Source organism: Mycoplasma sp. 1012 (genome assembly GCF_054343455.1).
The window spans coordinates 19,829-45,983 of the sequence record NZ_JBTGVG010000005.1; the positions used below are offsets into that span (position 1 = coordinate 19,829).

General features: G+C 26.6%; 22 protein-coding genes. 14 read left to right on the top strand and 8 right to left on the bottom strand.

The features are described 5' to 3' along the window. Position 1: 1 nt before the first annotated feature. The 8 genes from ACXX89_RS01210 to ACXX89_RS01245 are packed head-to-tail and all read left to right on the top strand — an operon-like array spanning position 2 to position 11,857. Complete coding sequence (locus ACXX89_RS01210; protein ID WP_436358383.1) at positions 2–928, top strand: MSC_0622 family F1-like ATPase gamma subunit; 927 nt, start codon at positions 2–4, stop codon at positions 926–928. Beyond that, positions 918–1,388 carry an MSC_0621 family F1-like ATPase epsilon subunit gene (locus ACXX89_RS01215; RefSeq protein ID WP_436358382.1) on the top strand — a complete coding sequence of 157 codons (471 nt, stop codon included), beginning with the start codon at positions 918–920 and terminating at the stop codon, positions 1,386–1,388. The genes ACXX89_RS01210 and ACXX89_RS01215 overlap by 11 nt, the downstream gene beginning before the upstream one ends. Further along, positions 1,375–3,555, top strand: coding sequence for an MSC_0620 family F1-like ATPase-associated subunit (locus ACXX89_RS01220; protein ID WP_436358381.1), 2,181 nt, complete (start codon positions 1,375–1,377; stop codon positions 3,553–3,555). Before ACXX89_RS01215 ends, ACXX89_RS01220 begins: the two co-directional genes overlap by 14 nt. A 1-nt stretch (position 3,556) precedes the next feature. Beyond that, entirely contained in the window at positions 3,557–5,089 is a 1,533-nt protein-coding gene (locus ACXX89_RS01225) for an MSC_0619 family F1-like ATPase alpha subunit (protein WP_436358380.1), read from the top strand. 2 nt (positions 5,090–5,091) lie between these two features. Continuing rightward, the gene (locus ACXX89_RS01230; RefSeq protein WP_458557360.1) at positions 5,092–6,474 is read left to right on the top strand and encodes an MSC_0618 family F1-like ATPase beta subunit; all 1,383 of its coding nucleotides are present in this window, start codon (positions 5,092–5,094) and stop codon (positions 6,472–6,474) included. Between the two features lie 23 nt (positions 6,475–6,497). Then, positions 6,498–8,972: a putative immunoglobulin-blocking virulence protein gene (locus ACXX89_RS01235; RefSeq protein WP_458557361.1), complete on the top strand. Its 2,475-nt coding sequence runs from the start codon at positions 6,498–6,500 to the stop codon at positions 8,970–8,972. A 12-nt stretch (positions 8,973–8,984) separates the two neighbouring features. Then, positions 8,985–11,309 carry an Ig-specific serine endopeptidase MIP gene (gene mip, locus ACXX89_RS01240; protein WP_458557362.1) on the top strand — a complete coding sequence of 775 codons (2,325 nt, stop codon included), beginning with the start codon at positions 8,985–8,987 and terminating at the stop codon, positions 11,307–11,309. A 53-nt stretch (positions 11,310–11,362) separates the two neighbouring features. After that, positions 11,363–11,857: a hypothetical protein gene (locus ACXX89_RS01245; protein ID WP_458557363.1), complete on the top strand. Its 495-nt coding sequence runs from the start codon at positions 11,363–11,365 to the stop codon at positions 11,855–11,857. A 69-nt stretch (positions 11,858–11,926) separates the two neighbouring features. Here ACXX89_RS01245 and ACXX89_RS01250 read toward each other — a convergent pair whose 3' ends face one another. The 8 genes from ACXX89_RS01250 to ACXX89_RS01285 are packed head-to-tail and all read right to left on the bottom strand — an operon-like array spanning position 11,927 to position 18,270. Next, positions 11,927–12,304 carry a hypothetical protein gene (locus ACXX89_RS01250; protein ID WP_458557364.1) on the bottom strand — a complete coding sequence of 126 codons (378 nt, stop codon included), beginning with the start codon at positions 12,302–12,304 and terminating at the stop codon, positions 11,927–11,929. 8 nt (positions 12,305–12,312) lie between these two features. Beyond that, complete coding sequence (gene atpD / locus ACXX89_RS01255) at positions 12,313–13,707, bottom strand: F0F1 ATP synthase subunit beta (protein WP_458557365.1); 1,395 nt, start codon at positions 13,705–13,707, stop codon at positions 12,313–12,315. A gap of 19 nt (positions 13,708–13,726) precedes the next feature. Further along, positions 13,727–14,581 (bottom strand): ATP synthase F1 subunit gamma, encoded by an 855-nt coding sequence (gene atpG / locus ACXX89_RS01260; RefSeq protein WP_436358373.1) that lies wholly within the window; start codon positions 14,579–14,581, stop codon positions 13,727–13,729. Between the two features lie 3 nt (positions 14,582–14,584). Continuing rightward, entirely contained in the window at positions 14,585–16,147 is a 1,563-nt protein-coding gene (gene atpA, locus ACXX89_RS01265) for a F0F1 ATP synthase subunit alpha (RefSeq protein ID WP_436358372.1), read from the bottom strand. 1 nt (position 16,148) lies between these two features. Further along, the gene (locus ACXX89_RS01270) at positions 16,149–16,706 is read right to left on the bottom strand and encodes a F0F1 ATP synthase subunit delta (protein WP_458557366.1); all 558 of its coding nucleotides are present in this window, start codon (positions 16,704–16,706) and stop codon (positions 16,149–16,151) included. A gap of 2 nt (positions 16,707–16,708) precedes the next feature. Then, the gene (gene atpF / locus ACXX89_RS01275; protein WP_458557367.1) at positions 16,709–17,269 is read right to left on the bottom strand and encodes a F0F1 ATP synthase subunit B; all 561 of its coding nucleotides are present in this window, start codon (positions 17,267–17,269) and stop codon (positions 16,709–16,711) included. 6 nt (positions 17,270–17,275) lie between these two features. After that, entirely contained in the window at positions 17,276–17,560 is a 285-nt protein-coding gene (atpE, locus tag ACXX89_RS01280) for an ATP synthase F0 subunit C (protein WP_458557368.1), read from the bottom strand. A 23-nt stretch (positions 17,561–17,583) separates the two neighbouring features. Then, positions 17,584–18,270 (bottom strand): F0F1 ATP synthase subunit A, encoded by a 687-nt coding sequence (locus tag ACXX89_RS01285; protein ID WP_458557369.1) that lies wholly within the window; start codon positions 18,268–18,270, stop codon positions 17,584–17,586. Positions 18,271–18,976: 706 nt separating this feature from the next. On the opposite strand from ACXX89_RS01285, the gene mraZ reads away from it, so the two are divergent. The 6 genes from mraZ to ACXX89_RS01315 all read left to right on the top strand — a co-directional run bounded on the left by mraZ (position 18,977) and on the right by ACXX89_RS01315 (position 24,560). Beyond that, positions 18,977–19,417 carry a division/cell wall cluster transcriptional repressor MraZ gene (gene mraZ / locus ACXX89_RS01290; RefSeq protein ID WP_458557370.1) on the top strand — a complete coding sequence of 147 codons (441 nt, stop codon included), beginning with the start codon at positions 18,977–18,979 and terminating at the stop codon, positions 19,415–19,417. Continuing rightward, the gene (rsmH, locus tag ACXX89_RS01295; protein WP_458557371.1) at positions 19,417–20,319 is read left to right on the top strand and encodes a 16S rRNA (cytosine(1402)-N(4))-methyltransferase RsmH; all 903 of its coding nucleotides are present in this window, start codon (positions 19,417–19,419) and stop codon (positions 20,317–20,319) included. Before mraZ ends, rsmH begins: the two co-directional genes overlap by 1 nt. 3 nt (positions 20,320–20,322) lie before the next feature. Further along, on the top strand, positions 20,323–21,549 hold the full coding sequence (locus ACXX89_RS01300; RefSeq protein ID WP_458557372.1) for a hypothetical protein: 1,227 nt from the start codon (positions 20,323–20,325) through the stop codon (positions 21,547–21,549). After that, complete coding sequence (locus ACXX89_RS01305; RefSeq protein ID WP_458557373.1) at positions 21,542–22,711, top strand: cell division protein FtsZ; 1,170 nt, start codon at positions 21,542–21,544, stop codon at positions 22,709–22,711. The genes ACXX89_RS01300 and ACXX89_RS01305 overlap by 8 nt, the downstream gene beginning before the upstream one ends. Before the next feature lie 114 nt (positions 22,712–22,825). Beyond that, positions 22,826–23,905, top strand: a complete 1,080-nt coding sequence (locus tag ACXX89_RS01310; RefSeq protein ID WP_458557374.1) for a nicotinate-nucleotide adenylyltransferase — start codon at positions 22,826–22,828, stop codon at positions 23,903–23,905. Continuing rightward, positions 23,880–24,560 carry a phosphorylase family protein gene (locus ACXX89_RS01315; protein WP_458557375.1) on the top strand — a complete coding sequence of 227 codons (681 nt, stop codon included), beginning with the start codon at positions 23,880–23,882 and terminating at the stop codon, positions 24,558–24,560. The genes ACXX89_RS01310 and ACXX89_RS01315 overlap by 26 nt, the downstream gene beginning before the upstream one ends. Positions 24,561–26,155: the final 1,595 nt, after the last annotated feature.

Here is a 26,155-nt window from a genome sequence, read left to right on the forward strand (position 1 = left end):
TATGCATTTAAAAAAAATAGTTCAAAAAAAGAACAATTTAGAAAAAATTAATTTAAAAGCTAACAGCGAGAAAAATATTCTATTAATAACCATAGTAAAACTGAATCAAAAACTTAAATTTTATATAGATAATGCCTTTTTAACAAGAGAATCAATCAGACATTTAAATGATAAATATAACATTCAAAATCCTTTTATCATTGATAATGGAAAAAACAAGTTCAAATCAACCATTAAAGGACTTTTTTCAAATACTATAATCAAAGAAAAAGAATTATGAATTTATTTAAAAGAAGAGCAAAAATACTCTACTGACTCTTATTCTAGATATGAAAAAATGATTTTAGCAAATGCTAAAACCAAAAAAATTGATTTTCTTGCTATTGGAAAAAAAGCAGAAGAATTTTTAAAAAGTAATAATCTAAACATTTTAAAAAGTTTTGATCTTGAAGACACAACAAAAATTAGAACAATTTCCACTTTAATTAAATTTCTCTATGAACAAGAAAAATACAAAAAAGTGAATTTTGTTTTAAACTCAAATAAGAATTACAAAAGTTATTTCACAATTTTACCAATTGAAAATTTTGAAATGCATAAGTTAATTAATACAAATGAAAAAAATCTTCCAAAAGATTTATTTGATTTCAATATTTATCCAAATGTTGCTGAATATGTGCAAAATAGTATTGATATTTATATTGAAAATGTAGTGCAATCTTTAATTATCGAATCACTATTTTATAGTGCTAAATTAAACTTAGTAAGAGTTAATAAAATCCTAAAAGATTTAGAAAAAGAAATCAAATTTACAAAAAGAAAAATTATCAAAATCAAAAGAGAAAATGAAATTGAAGAAATTATAATGCTAACTAAAAATAACGGTAATTTCTCTGTATTTAATAAAGGAGAAAGCAATGAAAACTAATTCTAATTTATATAGCATTACTATTAATTTTATTGATAATTCCATTTTGAAAGTTTGAAATAGTTCTTTAGAATTGTATTTTAAAGACGAATTTAAATGAAGTGAAATTGAAAAAAAATCGCTTGCTTGTTTTGAACAAATTCTCATAAAAATAAAGGAAAAATCAAAAGCTGATAAATATCTTTTTTTAAAAAATGCAAATTTCATTATTTTAAAAAATGAAATAATTATTAACTCTTTGAATGAACAAGAAGTTTTCAAATTAGCAACTGCAAAAAATAACGATAATTCCTTAATAAAAGATCTAAAAAAAGAACTAGATTTTACAAAATCAATGAATAAGTTAAGTTTTAATTTAGATAACACAATAAAAGAAAAAGAATTAATATTTACTTTATATAAAGCAGAAGTGATAAAAGAAATAAATTTAAGAAAGGTAAGTGAAAATGAAAAAGAATAATAAAGATAAACACAAATTATTAGCAACTTTTGCCTTACCTTTAGTTATCACTCCAGCTGCTTTTTTTGCAAGTGCTGATCCTGAACCTAATTCAGGAACTTCAAGCACAAATGGCACAGCAAATGATAAAGAAAAACCAGCTGCAAAAAAACAAAAAAGTCCACAATTTGATACTTTTGCTAAAATAGCTAAAGATGCAATTAAAACCGGACTACAAACAGCTGTCGATATCGCTATTAAGAATTTAGCAGATGAGCAAAATAAACTAAAAGTGGATGAAAAAATTTCTTTTGAAGATAAAGCTAAGAAAAACTACTATTTAGAAACTCTTAAAAATTTTCTTGAAGCAAATAAAGAAAAAATGGCTTCTGATCCTAATGGAAATAAGTTAAATGTAACTTTCCCAAATGTTTTTTCACAAAAAGACAATTTTAAACGTGGAACAGTAACTTTTGAAGGAAAAACATATGATAATGTAATTTTTAACGAAACATCAGACAATACAAGTTATACTAAAGCAATAGGAACAAAAGGAAAACAACAAGCTGAAAAAGAAGAATCTAACTTTTACACAAGTACAGAAGTAAATAATTATCTAAAAAAATATAATGATTCTTTAAAAGAAAGAATAACAGATGTCTTTTATAATGAAAAAGACATTCCTGATATTGAATTTACTCCAGAAACTATTTCTAAAGGTGATGGAAGTACAGTAAGTGCTCTTGTTGCAAAACCACCAGAAGGTTTTACAACTTGAGATGATTATTTTAAAAGCAAATACGAAAATAGATTTACTGCTTTTGATTTGGATCAAAATAAAACAGATGATGAACAGCAAGAAGATCAAAAACAAAAAGAACAAACAGATAATTCTATTCCAGAAATCCCAACAATTGACGATGTAGATTCACAACCAAGCGACCAAATTGTAGATGTTAAACCATATAATCCAAAAGAATATATTGAAAAACTCCCAATTCTTGGTCCTGAAGTGTTAACTAAAAATTTAGATAAAACTGCAGAAGAGATATCATCAGAATTTGAAGCAGAACCAATTAGTGAAAATTACTTCTTCTTCAATAATCCAATCAATACTCGTTTTGAATATAAAGTTATTGCAATAGAAAAAGATACTAATAGTGATAATTATATTGCAACGATTAGAATTCAAGACTTAGTAAAACCAGAATACATAAGGTTATATAAAACCTTTATTACAATACCTAAAAATAAAGGTTTTCAAAAAATTTATGAAGAATATGTTAAATCAGTAAGAAATATATTTGTTAATCTTTATAAATCACTACAATTAGATGAAAAAATTGATGTAGATGCCCTAGAAAGTAATCAATTAAAAACAAGGTTACTCACAATGATTAATGTTGTTACACAAGAGTTATATTACAATAAAACTTTTGTTGATAAACAATCACAAATCCTTTCACCAATTAGTGTTGAGTTAAATAAAAGTAACAATTTAAATAATGCTTCAGTAATTGAAGATGGACTTAATTTACTAGATGTACAATTAATTTCTTCACTTAAAACTTCAAGAATTCAGTTTAGAGAATTTTATTCAATTCTTCCTGAAGGTTACGAAAAAGAGTTATTAAGATACGAACAGTTATTAAAAAATCAACCAGAACTACTAAAAAAAGTTAATGATAAATTCCAAAAATATCACGCCAATACAGATATTATCAATAAACTTTTTGAAAATATGAGAAAAGACATTTCTGTTATTAAAAAACACGCAGGAGCTAAAACTTTTAATACCATTAAGTGATATGAAGAATATTTAGCTTTACTAAGTAAAATAGCAAAACAATTTAACATCGTCAAAAGTTTCTTAAAAGACGAAAAACCAGAAACAGATGAGAAAAATAAAGAAGAAAACTCTAAAAACTTTAATAGCGAATATACAAATGCTAACAAATTATTACAACAAGAATTTAAATCACAAAACTTATTTTTAACAGTAATAGGAACTATTTTAGGTACAGCAGGATTAGGAGCAGTTGCTCTTGCAAGTGCAAACCAATTAAATTCAAAAACTAAAGGTAATAAATCAACTTTAAAAGCAAATATTGCAATAATTATTTTATCAACTATTGTTATCGTATTTGCTCTTGCATTAATTTTATTTGGAACTATAGGAGGAATATAACATGCAAAAGAAAAACCCAATAATTACAGCTATTTTTGATTATATAGTTGAAGTAACTGGTGATTATGAATATAAACAAAGACAAAATTTTACAACAGAAGAATTTCCAGAAGCAAGAATGATGGTTGTAAGTGCTACAGATACTAGAGCATTTTTATTAGTTGATAATAATGTTTTAGAAAAACTTAAAATAGGTCAAGAAATTGTAGAAGTAAAAATTGAAAACGAAATCGAAACTTCTTATTCTCATTTTGGAAAAATTTTAGATATTCACGGAAACGAAATTTTTCCTTCCAAAAGAAAAATTGAAGGAAACTCTTTTTCAAGAAAGAGCAAAATTTTTGGTGATGCCCATAATTTAATGACAGTAAAAACTTTAAATGAACAACTTTATACTGGAATTATTTCTGTCGATTTACTTATTCCAATTGGAAAAGGACAAAGACAATTAATTATTGGAGATCGTCAAACAGGAAAAACCCATCTTGTTGTTAATACAATGATTAACCAAGCAAAAAACAATGTTAAATGTGTTTATGTTGCCATTGGACAAAAAAGAGAAGATATTTCTAGACTTTATGAAACTTTAAAAGAATATGATGCTTTAGACAACACTATTATTATTGATGCACCTTCAACAAGTGCTTATCAACAATATTTAGCACCTTACATTGGAATGGCTCACGCTGAAAACATTTCACAATATGATGATGTTTTAATTGTCTTTGATGATTTAACAAAACATGCTAATATCATTAGAGAAATTGCTTTATTAACTGATAAACCAGTTGGAAAAGAAGCGATGCCAGGAGATATTTTCTTTGCTCACTCATCATTACTCGAAAGAGCAGGTTCTTTTGTTGGACGTCAAACAATTACAGCATTACCTATTTTAAAAACAGTAGATGGAGATATTACAAGTTTAATTTCATCTAATGTAATTTCCATCACTGATGGTCAATTAGTAACAAGTGCAGATTTATTTAGTAGTGGTAGATTACCAGCTATTGATATTGATTTATCTGTATCCAGAACAGGTAGTTCAGTGCAATCAAGAACAATTACAAAAGTAGCAGGAGAAATAGGTAAGATTTTCCGTGCTTATAAAAGACATTTAAAATTAGCAATGCTTGATTATGAATTTAATAAAGAAACCACAAACCTTTTATATAAAGGAAAAATGATTGATAAAATGTTTATGCAAAGAGGTTATTCACTTTATTCACACAGATTTGTTCTATTAATGTCCAAACTAATTTTATGAGGAACTCTTAAAGGAATTAAAGAAGAACAAAAAGCAATGACCTTCTTAAACGTGCTAATTGATGCTAATCCAGATGCAAAAGAAATTTTTGAAAAAATTATTAACAACGAACCTTATGATGAAAATATTACCAAAAGTTACTTCTCATATGCTTTATTACAATATGCTAAAAAATTAAAATTAAATTGAGAAATAGAAGTAGAGCATAAATTTATTGACTTTAGCGAACAAGAAATGAATACACTTTTAGAATTAACAGGAGATAGATAATTATGAATGGAAAAATAATTAAATTTTGAACAGATGTAGTAGAAATTGAATTTTTAGAAGGTAATCTACCAACTTTAAACACAATTTTAACTTTACACGATGGCAAAACATATTTATTAGTTAAAAGACTTGTTAATAATAAAGTAGTAAGAGCAATTATCATTTATTTATCTAAAGAAATTTCCCTTGGAGAAACTGTTGTTAATACAGGAAAAAGTTTTATGGTTCCAGTTAGTTCTTTGGCTCAAAACAACATTTATAGTTTTGATGGAAAACCTTTATTAACTGACCGTGAAACAAATCCTTTATATGTAGAAATGAATTCAACTATTAATAAAGAAAGGGTGCTTGATTCCAAAATTGAAATCATTGAAACAGGAATTAAAGCTATCGACTTCTTTATGCCAATTATTAAAGGTTATAAACTTGGGATTTTTGGTGGAGCTGGAGTTGGAAAAACAGTTTTAATGAAAGAAATCATTTTTAATGTTAATAAAAATAGTGAATCAACTTCCAACATTTTCATCGGTTCTGGAGAACGTTCTAGAGAAGCAATTGAGTTATTTAACGAACTAGAAAGTTCCAATTTAATGCAAAATTCATCAATGTATATTTCTAAGATGAATGAATCTCCAGGTGCAAGGATGTCAATTGTGCCAATTGGAATAACAGCTGCAGAATACTTAAGAGATGTAGAGAAAAAAGATGTTTTATTATTTATAGATAACATTTATCGTTTTGTGCAAGCAGAAAACGAAGTTAGTGCTTCACTTGGGAAAAAACCATCAGTTGGTGGTTACCAATCTACTCTTGAAAGTGATGTTGCTCACGTTCAAGAACGTTTATTTAAAAATGAAAATGCAGGGATTACATCATTTCAAACAGTATTCTTACCAATGGATGATATAAGTGATCCTTCTGCTGTTGCTGTATTTAACCACTTAGATGGTAATTTAGTGCTTTCGAGAGCACAAACAGCAAAAAACATCTTCCCTGCTTTTGATCCACTTGCTAGTTCATCAAATTCAGTTGATGCTAAAATTATAGGAGAAGCTCACTTTAATGCAATAGTAGAAGCAAAAAGAATTTTAAAAACCTATAAAGATTTAGAAGATGTTATTTTAATTTTAGGATTTGATGAACTTGATGACGAAAGTAAGAAAATTGTTAAAAAAGCATTACAATTAGAAAACTTCTTTTCACAAAACTTCTTTATGACTGAACACTTTACAAAAGAACCTGGAGCATATGTTCCTTTAGCAGATACAGTCAATTCAGTTATAAGAATAATTAATGGTGAATATTTAAACCAAAGTCCTGAAATATTTAGTTATGTTGGTTCAAATTTAAATATTCCAACTGACAAAGAACTTGGACTTAAATAAAAGAAACAAATAAAGGAGGAATCATGGGAACAAATTTTTTTAAAAGTACTAAAAATAAAAAAATTATAGCAATAAGTTCCGTGTCTATAGTTACACCTATTACTGTAGGTGCTCTTTTCTATGTTTCAACTACTGATAAAGCAAATTCAGCTGATCGTTCTAAATTATTAAATGATAACGTTACTTCCATCAACACTGGAAATAACTTAAATTTTAAAAATGGTTTTAACTCTCACAGAGATAATAACCAAGAACCTAAAAAAGTGCAACCTAAAAAAGAAGAACCGGTTCCAGAAGAACCAAAAAAAGAAGAACCTTTAAATAAACCAATTTCTGAAACCCCACCACCACCTGCAAATCCGCCAGAACCCGATCCAGAACCTGTAGAACCAGATAAACCTAAAGATCCGGAAAAACCCCTTATTATTGATCAACCAAAGGAACCAGAACCCCAACCAGAGCAACCAGCTCCAAAGGAAAAACCTGTTATTATCGACATAATAAAACCGGAACCTGCTCCTGAGTCTAAAGTTCCAGATCCTGTAATTACACAACCTGTTGAAAATCCAAAACCTTTACCAACCCCTACTGTTAAAACACCACCAAGTCCAGATCCAGTTCGTGATAAAAACACAGAAATAACAGTGGATTTCTATGGTGAAAAAATTAGGGTAAACATCGAAAAACCACAAGCAAGAAAAATCGATCAAAGAGATATTGCAGCAGGTAATGCAAACAGAGTAGAATACATTAATCAAATTACTCCTAAATTATTAGGTATTAAAGTTACTGATAAAATCATTGAAGCAAATAAAAGAAGTAGTTTAAGAGCTTTAGCTAAGGATGTTCCTTTAAATCAGGCAGATTTTCCTGAAATTCGTTCAGGACAGTTAACTAATGATCAAATTAAAGAGGCTTTAGACACCGATTATAGATCAACTGGTTATTATAGAAAAATTATTGATAAATTTTGAAAATTAATTGCAAATGGTGATAAAGTTGTTAACTTTTTAACTGAAGAAGGAAAAAAAGCATATTACAAAGAACTTAAAGCTCACAAAAATGAAGATTGAGCTAAATTAAAAATAATTTCCTTTTTAGATATGACTAAATTTACGAAATTATCATCTAATGCTATTAAAAATTTAGGTGAAGGTATGGTTATTTATGATGATAATTCAAATGTTTATATAAATGATGATGGAGAAATTGATTCATATGCTGTTTCACCACTAATTAACTCAGTAACAGCAAGAATAACAAGAGATAATTCTAAAAAACGGGTATTTGGTTACAACGATTGACGTGCAAGATATCCTGATGAAATTAGAAATGGAACTTATCCAGGGTGAACAAAATCAGATGTTACAAACACTTATTCTTCTAAATATAACTTCACTCCTGGTCAAGGAATCAAATTTGAAAAATTAACAAGAGAAGAACCAGAAGCAGATGCAAGAAATGAAGGAATTGTTGTAACAATTGATGTTGCTAATCCTAATGCTTTAGAAAAAACCAAAAAATTAATTGAAGATTTAACTAAAGCAAACGAACAAATAACTTCATACAGAATTATCAACATTGGTAAAAAAGGTTCTTCAAACTATGATTTCTTTAGTATTTTCCAAGCACTACCAAATAAATTACCACAATTAGAATTATTCTTTGAAAATTACAATACAAGTGCACTTTTAGCAATTAAAGATAAAGAAATAGATGAACTTTCTTTATTAACAACAGGAAATTCCCTTGCAGAAGGTTGAGCAATCAACCCTATTGCTCTTAAAAAAGTTGCTTGAATTAACACAGTTGACTATAATGTAAGTTTCAATTATTCTTCAAGACAAACAATTGCAACAAGAATTACCTTTGATACAATTGCTTTCAACGATGTTAATATTGGACCAAATAAAGACTTAACAGAAATCAATAATGCTTTAAGAATGGTTTATTATGTTAGAAATAATGAACCATTCTTCCAAGGAAGTTTTGGACCAGGAAAAGATCCAGATCACAATGAAGGGGAAAACAGTTATCCAACAGGACTTGATTTATCAGGTGCAAAACAATTAAAATCATTAAAAGGTTTAATTTTTTCAGATACAATCAAACCTTCAAATAAACCAAGAAAACTAAAAAGAATTATTTTACATAATGAAGGTGATACTTTTGAAATTAGTGCTTCTGAAATGAATGGAGCACAATTTGCAACAGTATTAGCAACAGAAGGAATGCAACAACCAAAAAGTAAAATAGTTTTTGATAATGGAAAAGTAACTAAAAAAATCAGAATTTTAGCTGATTCATCTGCACACACATTAAATTCAGAAGGAATTGCAAACTTAAATACTTTAATTAATTTTAGTGATCATACTTTTGGATCTGATACTCATTTTGAAGTTTATAACTATGACACAGCACTTATTAATCAACTAAGAGGTCTTGGAAAAATTGTGGATGTTGTTAATAAAGACGATCCAAAATTTGACTTTAGTTAGAATGGAGAAAAAATGAAAAAAACAAAAAAACTTTTATTATTACCTTTAATTTCATCTTCATTAATTGTGTTTTCTTCTTGTCAAACACAATTAAATCCTTCTGACTCACAACCTGGTAAAACAGATCCTAAAGATCCAAATAAACCCGGAAATGCAGTAATTTCCGGTCCAATTACACAAGAAAGATGAAATAATCTTGTAAAAAATATTAATGTTGATTATAAAGGTTATGATGAATTCAATCGTCCTAAAGAATCAGTAACTTTTGCTAAATTTGCTCAAAATATTTCTAGTTTAAAACCTGAAGTAGTAGGTATTAATGAAAAGGATGTAAAAGTTAATGTACTAGCTGCAATTCCAGATAGAGATGCAAATGGAACTGACATCTCTAGTATAACTGGACAAGGTAGAGTTTTATTTGAATTTGTTTCTAAAAAAGATCCAAAAATAAAAGCAGAAAAAACAATTCAAATTTCTGGTTTTAGTAGCACACCTGTTTTAACAGATGGTGATGGTTATATTAAACAAAATTTAACACAACTTCCTAAAACAGAACAACAAAAATATTTAACAGAATGATCTCAAGATCAAAGATATCAAAAAGATAATGCTGAATATTTAACTGTTCTTATAAGACAACCAGGTTATGATGAATCAACATTTAGAAAAGATGTACACATAACACAAGAAGAAAAAACTAAATTTGATGCTAAAGCAAAAGAAGCAGGAATTGATACTTTTGATAGTGCTTTAGCTAAAGGATTTACAGTTCCTTCTTATAATGAAGATGGTACTTATGATGGATTAAAAATATATGATGCTCCTGAGTTGGGTAAAGGACCTTCTTGAGTAGATTCAGCAGGAAGAAATCCAGCTAGAGTTGATGGTATTGCAAGATATTTAACAAATGATCATTATAAAACTGCTGCACTACAAACTTTCCATGTGCAATTTAACAATCCAGATCCAGAACATCCAGGAGAGCCAAAATATTCTATAGCAACTTCTGGAACAATGTGAATTTTAGACTATGAGAAAACAACAGATGGAAGTTATCCAACCAAATGATATTTTGGTACTAACTTACACGTTGCAGAAGCACTTAATGATAAAACCGTTGGTTTTGGACTAACAAGATTAAACAGAGATGCTGCTGTTAGAACCAAATTCAAAATTTTATCTCACGATGAAAATTTCACTGGTTTTGGATTCCAAATGAAACCAAAAGCTGGACAATCTGAAAAACCAGTAAAAGTAGTTTATAGTGGAGAAGATTTTTTAAACTCTAAACCTTCTGATTTTCTTGCTAAAGATCAAAAAGCAAAATTTGAAAATACAGAAGAATTTGCGGATTTTGCAGTTATTGAAATTGATTTTACAAAAATCGATGCTTCAAATGTAGGTATTTCAGCAGGAATAAAAGGTGGTTCAGTTTCTTTTAATCAAGAAGCATTTAGAAGCAACCCTGCAGAAATGGCAAAAATCATTACAAATGAATATGCAAATCATGCAAGTGAACAAATTAAATTCAAAACTGAATCATATTTAAAAAAATATGCTGCAATTAATAAAAACTTAAATTATGCAAATCCAGAACCAAATATTGATAATTTATACATTGTAGGTTATCCTTCTGCTAGAAATGATTACTTTTTAATAAGATATGAAGAAGACGATCAAATAAAAGATGCTCCTTATTCCTTTAGTTTATGAACAAATGCGGAAACCAAATACTTTGATGGTATTAATTATGATCAAGTAACAGGTAAATGAAATTATACTGATGAACAAATCAATAGGGGAAATTATTTATCTTACGAAATAGGATACCGTTCTTTTGTTGATAAACCCGGTGTTCTTGATGCGTTTATTTCTGCTACAAGAACAGGAAAAGATTTACATGTTGCTAAGTTAGATCATAATAAACAATTGATAGCGGCTGGTTTATCTTATTTACCAAAACACTATGTTCCAATTGGTGGAGCTTCTGGTTCTTCAATTAGAAATCAGAATAACGAATTAGTTGCTATATATCATACATCCAATAATAGTGCAAAAACAGGAGTTGCTTCAGCATTTAGATCTGAAGGATACGATTATAAAGGAATTTATGGTGGTTCTAGTTCAAATGCATATCACTTACCACAATATGATTTAATCTATGGTGGTGGTAAAGATCAAAAAAACTCTTATAGACAAGCACTTCAAAAATTATATGGTGATAATTATAAAACTAATTTATTTGATAATATTACACAAATTCCAGAAAAATTCCAATTTAAAAACGCAGCAATTGAAACAGCTGCTGAAACTAATACAACCACAGGTAAAAAATAGGGTAAAACCTATTTTTTTGTTTATAATTTATAGCATAGGGAAAGGTGGTATACTTGCAAAAGAAAATTGAAATAAAGTTCTTTGTACCAAGAAGTTTTTATCGGTTAATTTTACCATTATATGGATTATTTTTTGTGATGTTAGTAAGAACTCTTTTACAAGATTTATACTTTAATACGCATTATGTTGTTTTTGCTGTTTCTCTTCTTGGTGCTATTACTATTTTAAGTGTTGCTATTTTTTATACTGTTATGTGAATTAAAATTAATAAAAGCAATATTACTATAGAAGCAGGAAGGTTAAAAGGAGAAAGTTGTGCTAATTTAATAGAACATCCTAAAAATTTTGATTGATTTAAAATTGAAAAAATCGATATTAATGTTAGAGAAATTCTTCAAGTAGAACATTTTTATGAAAAAGGGAGAGATAGTATTAAAGTTATTACTAAAAATCAAACTTACTATTTACATTATGTTTTTAATTACCAAAAAACAATCTTAGAATTAAATGCTTTGATTGAAATTATGAAAGAAGAAAGATGGCATTAATTACTTTTGTAAAGGGAAAACCCTGTATAAAGGGAAAAAATCAAGATCAAAAAATAGTCCTTAATTGGACTATTTTTGTGCTTTTTCTATCTCTTTTTTAATTTGAATTTCTTTTTGTACATCTTCTATTGAACTTTTAGCTTTGGTATCATGAGTTTTATTGGATTCATCATTAATGTCAATGATATTTGAATCATATGATACCGAATCACTAATAATGGTTATTAATTCTTTTTGAGCATATACAATTGCAGATTTAATATAAATTATTTCTTCTTTGTTTTCGCTTTTGATAAAAGTTTTGGATGGAACTATTGATGCAACAAATGGTTGAATTCCATATTGCAATCCTTTATATCCTTCAGTGGTTTTTAAAGTAATAATTTCGATATTTTTTTCTAAAAATACCCCATTAGGAGTAATTATTTTTAGTTTAGTTATTTTCATAATTAATATTAAAGTTTTTTAGCTTTTTCAATTGCTTCTTCAATTGAACCAACATATAAAAATGCTTCTTCTGGTAATGAATCGTGTTTACCTTCAATGATTTCTTTGAAACTTCTAATTGTATCTTCTAATGGTAAAAATTTACCTGAAATACCTGAGAATTTTTCAGCAACAAAGAAAGGTTGAGATAAGAAGTTTCTAAGTCTTCTTGCTCTTGAAACAGTTCTTTTATCTTCTTCAGAAAGTTCATCCATACCAAGGATAGCGATAATATCTTGTAATTCTTTAAATTTTTGTAAAATTTCTAAAACTTTTCTAGCAACACTATAGTGTTCTTCACCAATTACAAGCGGATCAAGCATTCTTGAACCTGAAGCAAGTGGATCAACTGCTGGATAAATACCAAGAGCAGCAATGTTTCTATCTAGAACTGTTTTAGCATCTAGGTGAGCAAATGTTGTTGCAGGTGCAGGGTCAGTTAAGTCATCTGCAGGCACATAAACTGCTTGTACTGAAGTTATAGAACCATTTCTTGTAGAAGTAATTCTTTCTTGCAATTGTCCCATTTCTGTAGCAAGAGTTGGTTGGTAACCAACCGCTGAAGGGATTCTTCCAAGTAATGTAGATACTTCGGAACCTGCTTGAGTAAATCTAAAGATATTATCAATAAATAAAAGAACGTCTTGATTTAGTTTATCTCTAAAGTATTCAGCCATTGTTAGTCCTGTTAAAGCAACTCTCATTCTAGCTCCGGGAGGTTCATTCATTTGACCAAAAACAAGTGCTGTTTTGTCTAAAACTCCTGCAGCTTTCATTTCGTGATAGAGATCATTACCTTCTCTTGAACGTTCTCCAACTCCTGCAAAAACAGAGAGACCACCATGTTGAGTAGCTATGTTGTTAATAAGTTCTTGCACAAGAACTGTTTTTCCAACTCCAGCTCCACCAAATAAACCGATTTTTCCACCTTTAACATAAGGAATTAATAAGTCGATAACCTTAATTCCTGTAACCAAAATTTCAGAAGTTGATTTTTGATCTTCGTAAGTTGGTGGAGTAGCGTGGATAGGCATTTTTAGTTTTGCATCCACTGAACCTAATTCATCAATAGGTTCACCAAGCACATTGAACATTCTAGAAAGAATTTCTTTTCCTACAGGTACTTGAATTGGTTTTCCTGTATCTACAACTTCAAGTCCTTTAGAAAGTCCATAAGTCATTTCCATGGCGATAGTTCTAACTACATCATCACCAATGTGTTGTTCAACTTCAAGGATAATTTTTTTGTTTGCATTAAGATTAACTTCTAAAGCATTAAGTAAAGCTGGAAGTCTACCTGATTCAAATTTTACGTCAATAACAGGACCTAAAATTTGAACAATTTTACCTATATTTTTTTCCATAGTTTCCTTCCTTTCTTTATTATTTTGTTGTTGTTCCACCTATTATCTCAGTTATTTCTTGAGTAATAGAAGATTGTCTTGCTCTATTAAAGACAATTTGTAAATTGTTAATAATTTCATCTGCATTATTTGATGCATTTTCCATAGCTGTTCTTCTTGAAGACATTTCGGAAATTTTAGATTCAGCTAAAGCATTGTAAATTGTAGAACCCATATATAAAGGGATAAGATTTTTTAAAATAATTTCTGGATTAGGTTCAAATTCTACTAAGACATTATTTTCATTGTCGCTAATATTAAAATCACTTTTTTGATCGTTATTTAGTGGTAACAATTTTTTAATTAGTGGTTCATAAAGCACACTATTAATAAATTTGGTATAAACTAAATTTACTTCTGAAACTGATTTAGATTCTAAAAGTTCTTTTATTTTGTTGATAACATTATTTACTAGTGAATAGTTTAAGTCATCTCCATAGTTAGAATGTTTTTGAATAACTTGAGTTTCAAAGTCTTTAAAAAGGGAAATTCCTTTATTTCCGAAAATTATTAGTTTATCATTTTTACCAATTTCCTTTTTAGTTAATTTGTAGATATTGCTGTTATATCCACCACATAATCCTAAATCGGAAGTAATGATAATAAATAATTTTGGTGCTTCTTTATTTAAAGTAAAAATTTCGCTAATGTTTTTAGTTTTTTGTGCTAATGAACTTAAAATGCTTTTGATAGAATTTGAATATTCTTGAATAGAAAGGAAATTATTTTTCATTCTTCTTAATTTAGCACTGGAGAGTAATTCCATTGCTTTAGTTATTTTTCTTGTATTTGAAATTAAATTAATTCTAGTTTTTATTTTTTGATTAGAAGCCATTTTCTATAACTCCGGCATTGCAGGATATAAAGAAGCATCATAGTTAGGAATTTTGTTGATAAATTCTAAAATAAAACTTCTTATTAATTTTTTAAATTCAACTAATAATTCGTCGTTAAATGCTCTTTCTTTAATCAATTCAGCCTTTAATTCTAAGGCTTTAGTATCGCTGTTTATAAAGTTAACTAATTCATCTCTATATTGTAAAATGTATTCTTTTGGAATTGGATTAATTAGTTTATCTTTAACAGAAAGTAAAATAATGGCTTGATCGTTTTGGTCAAAATGAATATATTGTCATTGTTTTAACAATTCATAAACTTTAGAACCGTGATCTAAAATTCTTCTTGTTGTTTCATCTAAATCTGAACCAAATTGAGCAAATGATTTTAATTCATTATATTGAGCTAATTGTAATTTCAATGAAGAAGAAACAAATTTCATAGCTTTAGTTTGAGCACTTGAACCAACCCTAGAAACAGAGAAACCAACATCAACAGCAGGTTTTTGTCCAGAGTTAAATAAAGCCTCTTTCATAAAGATTTGACCATCTGTTATAGAAATAACGTTTGTAGGAATATATGCTGAAATATCCCCTGCTTGTGTTTCTATAATAGGTAGTGCTGTAATTGAACCACCACCATTTTCTTGATTAAGTTTAGCAGCTCTTTCAAGTAAATATGAGTGTTGGTAGAAGATATCTCCAGGATATGCTTCTCTACCAGGTGGTCTTCTTAAAAGAAGTGAAAGTGTACGGTAAGCAACTGCGTGTTTTGATAAGTCATCATAAACAATTAGCACGTTTTTCCCTTTATACATTCACTCTTCAGCAATAGTTACCCCTGAGTAAGGAGCAATATATTGTAAAGGAGCAAGCTCAGAAGCTCCAGCAACAACAACTGTTGTATATTCCATTGCACCACTGTTTTGAAGTTTATTAACAATTTGTGCAACAGTTGAATTTTTTTGTCCTATAGCAACATAAACACAATTAACATTTTGTCCTTTTTGGTTTAAAATTGCATCAATAGCAACAGCAGTTTTTCCTGTTTGACGGTCACCGATAATTAATTCACGTTGACCTTTTCCAATTGGAACCATTGAGTCAATAGCTAATATACCTGTTTTTAAAGGTTCATTAACTTCTTTTCTTTTCATTACTCCAGGAGCTTCAACAAATATTTCTCTTCTTTTGTTAAAATCAATTGCCCCTTTTCCGTCAATAGGTTCACCAAGAGCATTAATAACTCTTCCAACCATTTGTTCTCCGACAGGAACAGAAATGATTTTTTTAGTTCTTTTAACTAAATCGCCTTCAACAACTTGGTTTTCTTTACCCATGATAACAACTCCGACAAAGTCGCTTTCTATGTTTAAAGCCATACCATAAATGTTATTAGGAAATTCAACTAGTTCCCCAAGACCAACCTTTTCTAGTCCGGATACAAGAGCGATTCCGTCACCAACTGAAATTACTTTTCCAACTTCGTCAGAAATGATTTTTTTGCCATATGACTTAATTTGTGCTTTTATTAATGCTGAAATATCACTTGTTTTTAATGGCATATTATTTTTCTCTCTTTCCTTTAAGTATATGATCTTTTATTTGATTTAATTGAGAATTGATTGAATTTTCAAAAATTAAATCATCTATAATAATTTTGATACCAGCAATTAGTTTTTTATCAATTTCATTTTTTAAAATTACTTTTTTATTGATTTTTGTTTCAATAAAATCAATAATTTTGTCCATATATTCTTTATTCAACTTATGACTTGAATAAACAACACCTTTTTTTTGTTTTAAATAGTCAAGAGCATATTTTTCAAATTTATTAAAAATATAATTAATTGAACTTATAAAGTGATTTTGAACTAAAAGTTTAATCATATTTACAAGTTCTGCTTGATAAGTTTTTGCAAAAGAAGCATCAATTAATTCTTCTTTTAGTTCAAATTCAATCTCAAAACTTTTTAAATATGGAAGTAAATCTTCTTCTTTTTTAAAGATTTCACTTAATTTTTCTGTTTGTTTGTAAAAAACATCAACTTTTTTTTGTTCTAATGCAATTTGAAAAATAGCTTGTGCATAACCATTAATTCTTTCACTACTTATTGTATTCATAATTATTCATAAACCTCATTAAGTAATTTATCAATAAGTTCTTTTTCTTCGTAGTGACTTACGTGTTTTTCTAAAATTTTTGATGCTAATTTAGTTGCAACTGTAATAATTTCTTCTCTAGATTCCTCTTCAAATTTCTTTTGTTGTTGTGAAATATTTTTGTGTCCATCTTCAATAATTCTTTTTGCTTCTCTTTTAGCATTAGTAATATATTGATTTGCTATTTTTTCAGACTCAATTTTAGCTTGGTTAATGATACCAGCTGCTGCAATTCTTGCTTCTCAAAGCTCTGTATTTCTTTTTTCTTCTAAAACTATGGATTTTTCTTTATTTTTGACACTTTCATCGATGTTATCTTGAATGAATTGTCTTCTTTCTTCAATTACCTTTTTAATAGGTTTATGAACAAAGAAAAATAAAGAAAAGAATACAATTAAGAAGGCGATAACAGTTGCAAGAATTACTCAAGGGTTTGGAAAAATATTTTTAAATAGATTGGAAATATCTTCACTTGCATCAACTTTTCCATCTGAACTGAATTGTTTTAAAATTAATTGATCCATTTTAATCTAATAAACAAAAATTAAAAGTATTGCAATAACAAGTGCATAAATTGAAGAAGTTTCAGCAATAGCAGCACCAATAATCATTAATTTGTTGATTTTTTTCTCTGCTTCTGGGTTTCTCCCTACAGCTTCAGCAGCTTTACCTGCTGCAAATCCTTGACCAGCTCCAACACCAAGAGCTCCAACCATAGCTAGACCTGCTCCAATTGCAACAAGACCAATCCCTGTAGAATTTGCTGAAACTTTAGGATCTAATTTTGAAGCAATTTCGATAATTTCATTTGTCATTTTAAAATCTCCTTATTTTATTATTATTCAACTTCAGCATTTGTACTTCAATAAGTTGTAGTTAGTAAAGTGAAGACATATGCTTGAATTACTACACCAAAAATATCAAAATAGAATATTAGTGGCGCAAAGAATATTGCTGCTGGCAAGTTAAAAACGCTAAATCCAGCTATTGGCAATAATGATCATACAAATTGTGTACCTGCATAAAATAAAATCAAAATAGTTGAACCACCAATTATATTACCAAACATCCTGAATGATAAAGAAATTAATGGTGCAGGAATTGAAATTATTTCAAGTGGATTAAGAAATTTTTTGAAAAATCTCCATTTTTGCATAGTAATACCTATGACATAAATTCCACTTCAGGATACAAAAGCCAATGTGAATGTTACGGAATATGTACTTCCTATTGGTTCTAATCCAAATAAAGAAAGTAGATTTCCAAAAAGTAAAAAGGTAAATAAAGTAAATATATAAGGTTTAATATTTGTTGACAATTTACCTTTAACACCACTTTCATCTACAATTGATTCAACAATACCAAAATATTGTTCAGTTATATAAACAACCGTTGTAGGTGCTTTATCTTTTTTTGTTTTTTTAATTTGAAAGTATAAAATCAATGATGTTACAACAACTAAAAAAACTAATATAAAAAGAGTAAAAAGTTGTGGTTGATTTCAATTTTCTAATCATTTATCCATTCTTTTTATCCTTTATTTTTTTAATAATTAAATTAATTACAACAACTGGTAAAACAAGTGAATTTCCAATAATATAAGTTATTAAATTTATAGGAAATAAAATAACTTGTATGTCATTTGTATTTGTAAATGCTTTATTAATAAAGACAATAGCAATAATTAATAATGCATGAAATATTAATGAAAATAAACTAATGACTATTCCAATTGTGTAAAAAAAATTCTTTTTTTTGCTATTTGTATTAATATTAACCTTTTTTAGTAACTCTAAAGTAAAAATTTTACTAAAAAAAGTTATATTCACAGAAATAAATGAAAAAATTCATCCTAATAGCAGAGAATAATTTCAAATAGAAAAAATAACAAAAACTATAAAAACTATTAAATATATAAAAATATATAAAAATATCAAGTTCGAAAATTCTTTTATTTTTTCTTTCAATATAACTCCATTTTGACAAGATTTCTCAAGTCCTTATAATTTTATTCTTTTTTGCAAAAAAGCATATATTTTTTAGCAAATTATATGAAAAAGAAAAAAAAATAACAAAAAAACACTGTAAAGTGTGTTTTTTGCTAAAAAAAGTTTTTCCAAATCATTTCAAAACTATTTTGGCAAAAATAAAATATGAAAAAAAATTATCTTTTTTTATAAAAAAGTTCCAAAAAAGTATTATAATGTGGTAGATAGTGGTAAGGAGTGGTAATGTTTGGAAGTCATTTAAAAACTATTGACGAAAAGAACAGAATCATAATCCCTTCTAATTTCAGAGAAAAATTAGGCGATTATGTTTATGTTTCAATCGGTTTAGATAAAGTCATTGAAATTCGTTCTAAAGAAGAATTTGACTTAATCAAAGAAAAACTTAAAAAAAATAACTCTTTAAATAAAGCAGTTAGGGAATTTGCAAGATTTTTCTTTGGAAATACAACTGATGTTACTATCGACAAAGTTGGAAGAATTGTCTTACCAAAAACATTATTAAAAACTTGCTCTATCGAAAAAGAAGCGTATTTAATTGGGGTTGGAGAAAAATTAGAACTTTGGCCAAAAGAAAAATACGAAAAACAGCAATCTAAATTCCTTGATGATGAAGAGATGGAAGAACTCCAAAAAACTTTATTTGAAAGTGGAGTTGAATTATAATGGAACATTTTCCAGTTTTATTAAAAGAAGTAATTGAAAAATTAGAAATTAATGAAAATGGTATATATCTAGATTTAACGCTCGGAAGAGCGGGACACTCATCTAAGATTTTAGAAAAACTTAAAAATGGTCATCTATATGCATTTGATAAGGATATTGAAGCAATTAAGAAAAGTGAACAAAAACTCAGCTCAATATCTAAGAATTTCACTTTAATTCATAGTGATTTTAAAAATATCAAAAGCGAATTAGAAAAACTTAATATAAATAAAGTAGATGGCATATTAGTAGATTTAGGAGTTTCATCACCACAATTAGATGAAACTTCCAGAGGTTTTTCTTATAATAAGGATTATCGTCTAGATATGAGAATGGACCAAAGTCAAACTTTGGATGCTCATTATATTGTCAATAATTTTTCAGAAAGTGAATTAGTAGAAATATTTAAACAAAACGCTGATGTAATGCTCCCACAAAGAGTTGCGAAAGCTATAGTTCAACGCAGACCCATTAATACAACTTTAGAGTTGGTAGAAGTAATCAGGAAATCGTTACCTGCTAAGGTTGTAAGAATGAAAAATCCTGCAAAAGCCGTATTTCAAGCTATTAGAATTGCTGTTAATAACGAATTAGAATCTCTAAATACTTTATTAGAAAATGCTATTGATTTTCTTAAAGTTAATGGAAAATTACTCATAATTTCCTTTCATTCAATCGAAGATCGAATAGTAAAGAAATTTTTTAAACAATTAATATCAGAAAATGAAGTTGATTATCGGATTCCGATAATGCAAGAAAAAAAATGAATTGCAAAATCAATTTTACCTTCTGATGAGGAAATAAAACAAAACAAAAGAAGTAGAAGTGCAAAATTACGTATTTTAACAAGATTAGTGGAGTAAAAAATGAAAAGAAATATAAAGGTTGTTGCTAAAATTGACACATCATTACAAGAATGTGCAATCTTAGCTTTTGAAGAAATAAAAAACGAAAAAGTTTTAATCTTTAATGAAAAAAACTTATTACAAAAAGAAGTTTTTGATTTTTATAGAGATGCAATGCAGTCTCTGAATAAAAAAATCAAAACAAATGTTAAAAAAATTTTTATTTCTTTGAGCGACAATTTTCTTTTTAAAACTAATCTTTATTCAGTTAAAACCGAAATTTTAAACCATAAAAAAACAATCACAAGTGAAGAAATAAATAGAAATTTAACCAAAGCAAAACAAAACAATTTAATTTCTAATCATACCTTTATTTCTATCATTCCACAAGAATACAAAATATATAAAAACAATATATTATTTTATGAAGGCAATGAAAAACCTTTATTAAAAAATGCTGATTCTATTGAAATTAAGTATTCATTTACTTTTTTAGAAAACAATTTATATCAAGAAATAAATAATTTATTTTCACAATTAAATTTAGAAATTGAATCATTTTTCACTGAATTAATATCATTAGATAGACTTATTAATCTAGATTTAAATAATCAAGATTCTAAAAAAATAATAATTAATTTAAATAGTTCTAATACTAAAATTTCAGTTATAGAACAAGGGCATATTAAACAAATTAAAGATATTCCTTCTTCTTTTGCAGATATTAATAAAATAGTTGCAAAAGAATTAAATTTAGAAAAAAACCAAGTAGATGAACTAGTTAATATATATGGAGATAGCTTATCCATAATCAAACCCTCTACTAGTTTAATTAAAAATAAATTAACTGTTTTAGAATTTAAAACTGTGTTAGAAAAACATTATAACAAAATTGCTGAACTTGTTGTAAGTGAAATCAAAAACATAGAAAATTACAGTGAATTTGCAATTTTTCTAAATAAAAAAGAAGAACAAAATACTATATTTTTATCTTTAATTGAACAAAAAATTAACAAAAAAATTATTATTTTTAACTCTAAATTCCACCCTTTAATTTCTAAAGATGCAAAAGAAATTTTAGAAGGAATAAAATACATCGAAAAATCATATAATAATATTGATTTAAGTAAAAGTGAACACTTTTTAATTAATACTCAACCTTATTCAACAGATGAATTAATTTTCAAAGGTAATAAATTCTTAAATTTTTTAAACAAATTATTAACAAAAAGGATAAAACATGCATAATACTTTTAAAAACAACATAAAAATAAAAGTTTTAGGTATTGGTGGTTGTGGAAACAACTCCATAAAAACATTAATGGAATACAACTTACCCAATGTTGAATATATAGCATTAAATACAGATGCACAATCCTTGAGTTATTTTGATGAAAATAAAGTAATTTACCTTGGTGATTACGAAAAAAGAAAAGGATTTGGTGCAGGAAGTAACCCTAAAATTGGTTTTGAATGTGCCTTAGAAAGTCAACAAGAAATTGAAGATAGAATCAAAGATGCAGATATTGTTATTATAGCTGCTGGAATGGGAAAAGGAACAGGAACTGGAGCATCTAAAGTTGTTGCAGAAATTGCTAAAAAAACCGCTTCTTTAGTTATTGCTGTAGTTACAACCCCTTTTGAACATGAAGGTGAAAGAATTAAAAATAATGCTCTTCAAGGAATTGAAGAGCTCAAAAAAATAGTTGATGGACTAATTATTGTCTCTAATCAAAAACTACTTGCTAATTATGGTTCAGTTTCTAATGAACATTCACTTAAATTTTCTAATACAATATTAGAAAAAACATTAAACATTATTAATGAAATAATTAATGAAGTTGGTGTTCAAAATGTCGATTTTGCCGATTTATTATTTGTAACTAAAAACAAAGGTGAAATAATAATGAATGATGCAAGCGCATCAGGTAAAGACAGAGCAGAAAAAGCAGCTCAAAAAGTTATTTTTTCCAACATTTTAGAACATGAAATTACAGGATGTACAGATGTTATCGTTAATATTAGCGGTTCAGCTGTAACTTTCCAAGAAATTAGTTTAATTATTGATTTAATTAAAAATGCAACAGGAGAAAATGTTAATATTATTCAAGGATTAATTTCTAAAAATAATAGTGATAAATCACTGAAAATTTCCTTAGTTGCTTCTGGTTTAGAAAGAAGTTCTAACTATTATAAAAATTTAGATTTGATTAATAATACTACTTCTATGTCAACTTTAGATTCTCAAAACACAAACACTTATAGTGATTCTACATATAACAATAATGAAAGTTTTAATAGTTCATTATTTCAAAATAATAGTATTTTGGAAAATTCAACAACTTTTAATGAAGAGGAAGAAGATAATTCAGAATTATCACTCCCTAGTTTTTTAAAGAACAACTTGTAAAACGATGTCTTAGAAGTTTGCAACGTTAACTTTAAAAACCTTTAAAAGCAAGTTTAAACTGGTTAAATTGAAGTTTTTCGCTTCAATTTTTCTTTTTTTTATTATAATTAAAAAATGAAAATTGGTATATTTGGAGGATCGTTTGATCCTATTCATAAAGGACATATAAAGGTAGCAGAACAATCACTAGAAATTTTATCTCTAGATAAATTCTTTTTTGTTCCAGCTTTTAAAAGTCCATTTAAAACAAAAAGTAAATATGAAGATTGAAATGATCGTGTAAAAATGATCAATGATGTTAAACCAGAAAATACGGAAATTTCTTTATTTGAGATAAATCGTAAAGGAGTAAGTTACACTATTGACACTGTTAATTATTTTAAAAATAAATTTCCAAATGATGAATTATTTTTAATCTTAGGTTCAGATAATTTGGATAAATTGCACAAATGAAAAGAGATAGAAAAAATCAGTTCATTAGTGAAAATTGTTATTTTTAAAAGGGAAAATAAACTAAATAAGGAAAATTTAAAAAAATTTAATTGTATTTTATTAAATAACGAAATTTTTCCTGCTTCTTCAACAGAAGTTAAATTAGGGGATTTTAGTAATTTATTTAACCAAACAATTGAATATATCGGAAAGAATTTTCTTTATATTTTAGAAATTTTAAATAACACTACAGATGCCAAATTAAATAAACATTGTAGAGCAACAGCATCGCTTGCTGCAGAGTATGCAAAAAGTTTAAATTATAATGCAAAAATAGCTTGATTTTCTGGACTAGTTCATGATTTAACAAAAAGATGAACAATAGAAACGCATAGAGATTTTTTAGTAAAAAATGATATTGATGAAAAGCAAATTCCTGACTATAAATTACACCAAACTACAGCTTCTTTATGATTAGATAAATATTATAAAGTGCAAAATTCAGAAATAGTTAGAGCTATTTCTGTACACACTTCTATTGATTATGAAATGTCAACTTTAGATAAGATTGTTTTTATGGCAGATAAATTATGTCAAGGTAGAAAATGAGATGGAATCCAAACTATTAGAAGTTTAGCTTTTAGCAATTTCGATTTAGCTTTTAAAAAAGTAGTAGAGCACATTAAGCATTTTAATTTAAACAAAACCACAGTTTCAAAAGAACAATTAGATATTTATGATTACTGACTTAATAAAAATTAAAAACGCATTAATAATTGCTGATCCAGAAGAAGAGCATTTGCTTATTCAAGAAGGATGAAACTTAAAAAAGACTATTAAAAAACTAAATAAAAAATTTTTAGTTTTTGAAAAAAATAATAATTTTCTAGTAGTTTTATATTCTGGTATTGGATTAATTAATGCTGCAAGTAGTACTACTTTATTGCTTTCCGTTTTTAATAACATTGAAAATGTTTATAATTTTGGTGCAGTTGGTTCAATATCTAAAAAACATGATATTTTTGAGATAGTCATTCCAAAAAAATTTTTTAATATTGATACGCAAACTCCTTGATACAATTTTGGACAAACACCAGGGGAAAAACAGTATTTTTTAAATAAAATAAAAACAACAGAAAAAGTAAAATACAGCAATATTTGTTCTTCAAATTCATTTATTGATTCCAAAGAAAAAGCTCTAGAATTCTACAAAAAAACAAAATGTGAAATTTTCGATATGGAAAGTTTTGCTATCGCTCAAGTTTGTTCTCAAAATAAAATTAATTTTTTTAGTGTAAAAGCAATTTCCGACAAAATTTCGCAAGATGTAGATAATAAACTAGATATTAATTTTAGAATAAAAGAATCATCAAAAAAAGCCTTTTTATTTTTAATTAGCAATATAATTGAAAATTAATTTTTCTTAATAATATTTATGTATTAAGAAAAGCGTATTATAATAATAATGTAAAAACAATTTTTCACAACCAAGTTTAATTTAAATAAATTAAGTTAAACGAAAACTCCATTACTACCAACAGTGGAGTTTTTTAATAAAATTAATATTTATCATCATTTTTACTTTAAATAAAATAATTTTTATTATTTTCTATTATTGAATAAACTAATCATTTTTAATATTAGCACAGAATTTATTTTGTAGCAAAACTAGAAAAAGCGGGATTTTTGGTCGATTTTTCTAAAATTTCCTAAAATGGATAGGAAAATGTATTTGTTAAAGAAATTAACTATAAATTATTACTAAAGTGGACATTTTGATTAATAATTTGCAAAAATTTTATAAACATTTTAGAAAAAGTGTTATAATAATAATGTAAAAACAATTTTTCACAACCAAGTTTAATTTAAATAAATTAGATTAAACGAAAACTCCATTGCTGTCTACGATGGAGTTTTTTTATATTTCATTCTGAAAAATAATTTTATTTTTTAAATTTTATTTAATTATAAATAAAAGTATTTATTCCAAGTTTCCTAGTTAATAGAAAAAAAATAAAATCAACTATTTTTTTATTGTTATTGTTTTCATTTGTTTTATAATTTAAAATTTCTACTTTAAATATTTCACCTAAATTTAGTTATAACGCTGTTTGATAGTTACTTGCTCCAATTTATTTCCATTATTGCTAAATATTTAGAAATTTTTCTAGTTTTTTATCACTACTCAGTTAACTACTTTTTTAATACTTTTTTTGTTTTTTAAATATTTTACAATAGTTGTATATTTAAAATTCCCATTATTATAAATATTTATAAAAGGATTTTCATATTCATATTGAATTATAATAGAAAAATATTCAAAAAAAATTTTTTTATCTAGAGTATTGAAATTTTAAAAAAGTATTAAAAAACCCGTCAATTAAGAAAGATGGGACTCCATTACTGTCTACAATGGAGTTTTTATATCAGGTCGTGAAAAATTAATTTTATTTTTAAACTTTTACTTAATTATAAATAAAATGATTATTAATAAAATTAATATATTTTCCATGATTATTCTTTGAAATAAAAACAATTTCTCACCCCTTTCTGTGACATAAAAACTTAGTCACATTTTAATATTACCACAGAATTTATTTTGTTCCGAAAATACGGAAAAAATTGGGATTTTTGGTTCATTTTTCCCAAAATCAGTGTTAAAAAATCTTTCAATTATTTTAAAAATAAAGAATAATTTATAACTTGTTTGATTAGTTTTACAAAGGAAAATTATTTAAAATTTTTATTTTTGATATTTTTTTCAAATATAAAGGAAAAAGTCTTTATATTAGGAAAATTTATGCAATATTTTAGTTTTTTATATAAAAAATTGAAGATTTTTGAGAATTTTTAAGCTAAAAATTGTGCATCAGTTTTTAAAATTGTTTTTTTTTTTTTTTGATTGTAATATAATTTATGAATAAAAACAAAATAAAAAGTATTTTATAAAATATACAAAAAGGAAAATTATGAAACGTTTATTATGCCAATTTAATAGAGACTTTGATAAAA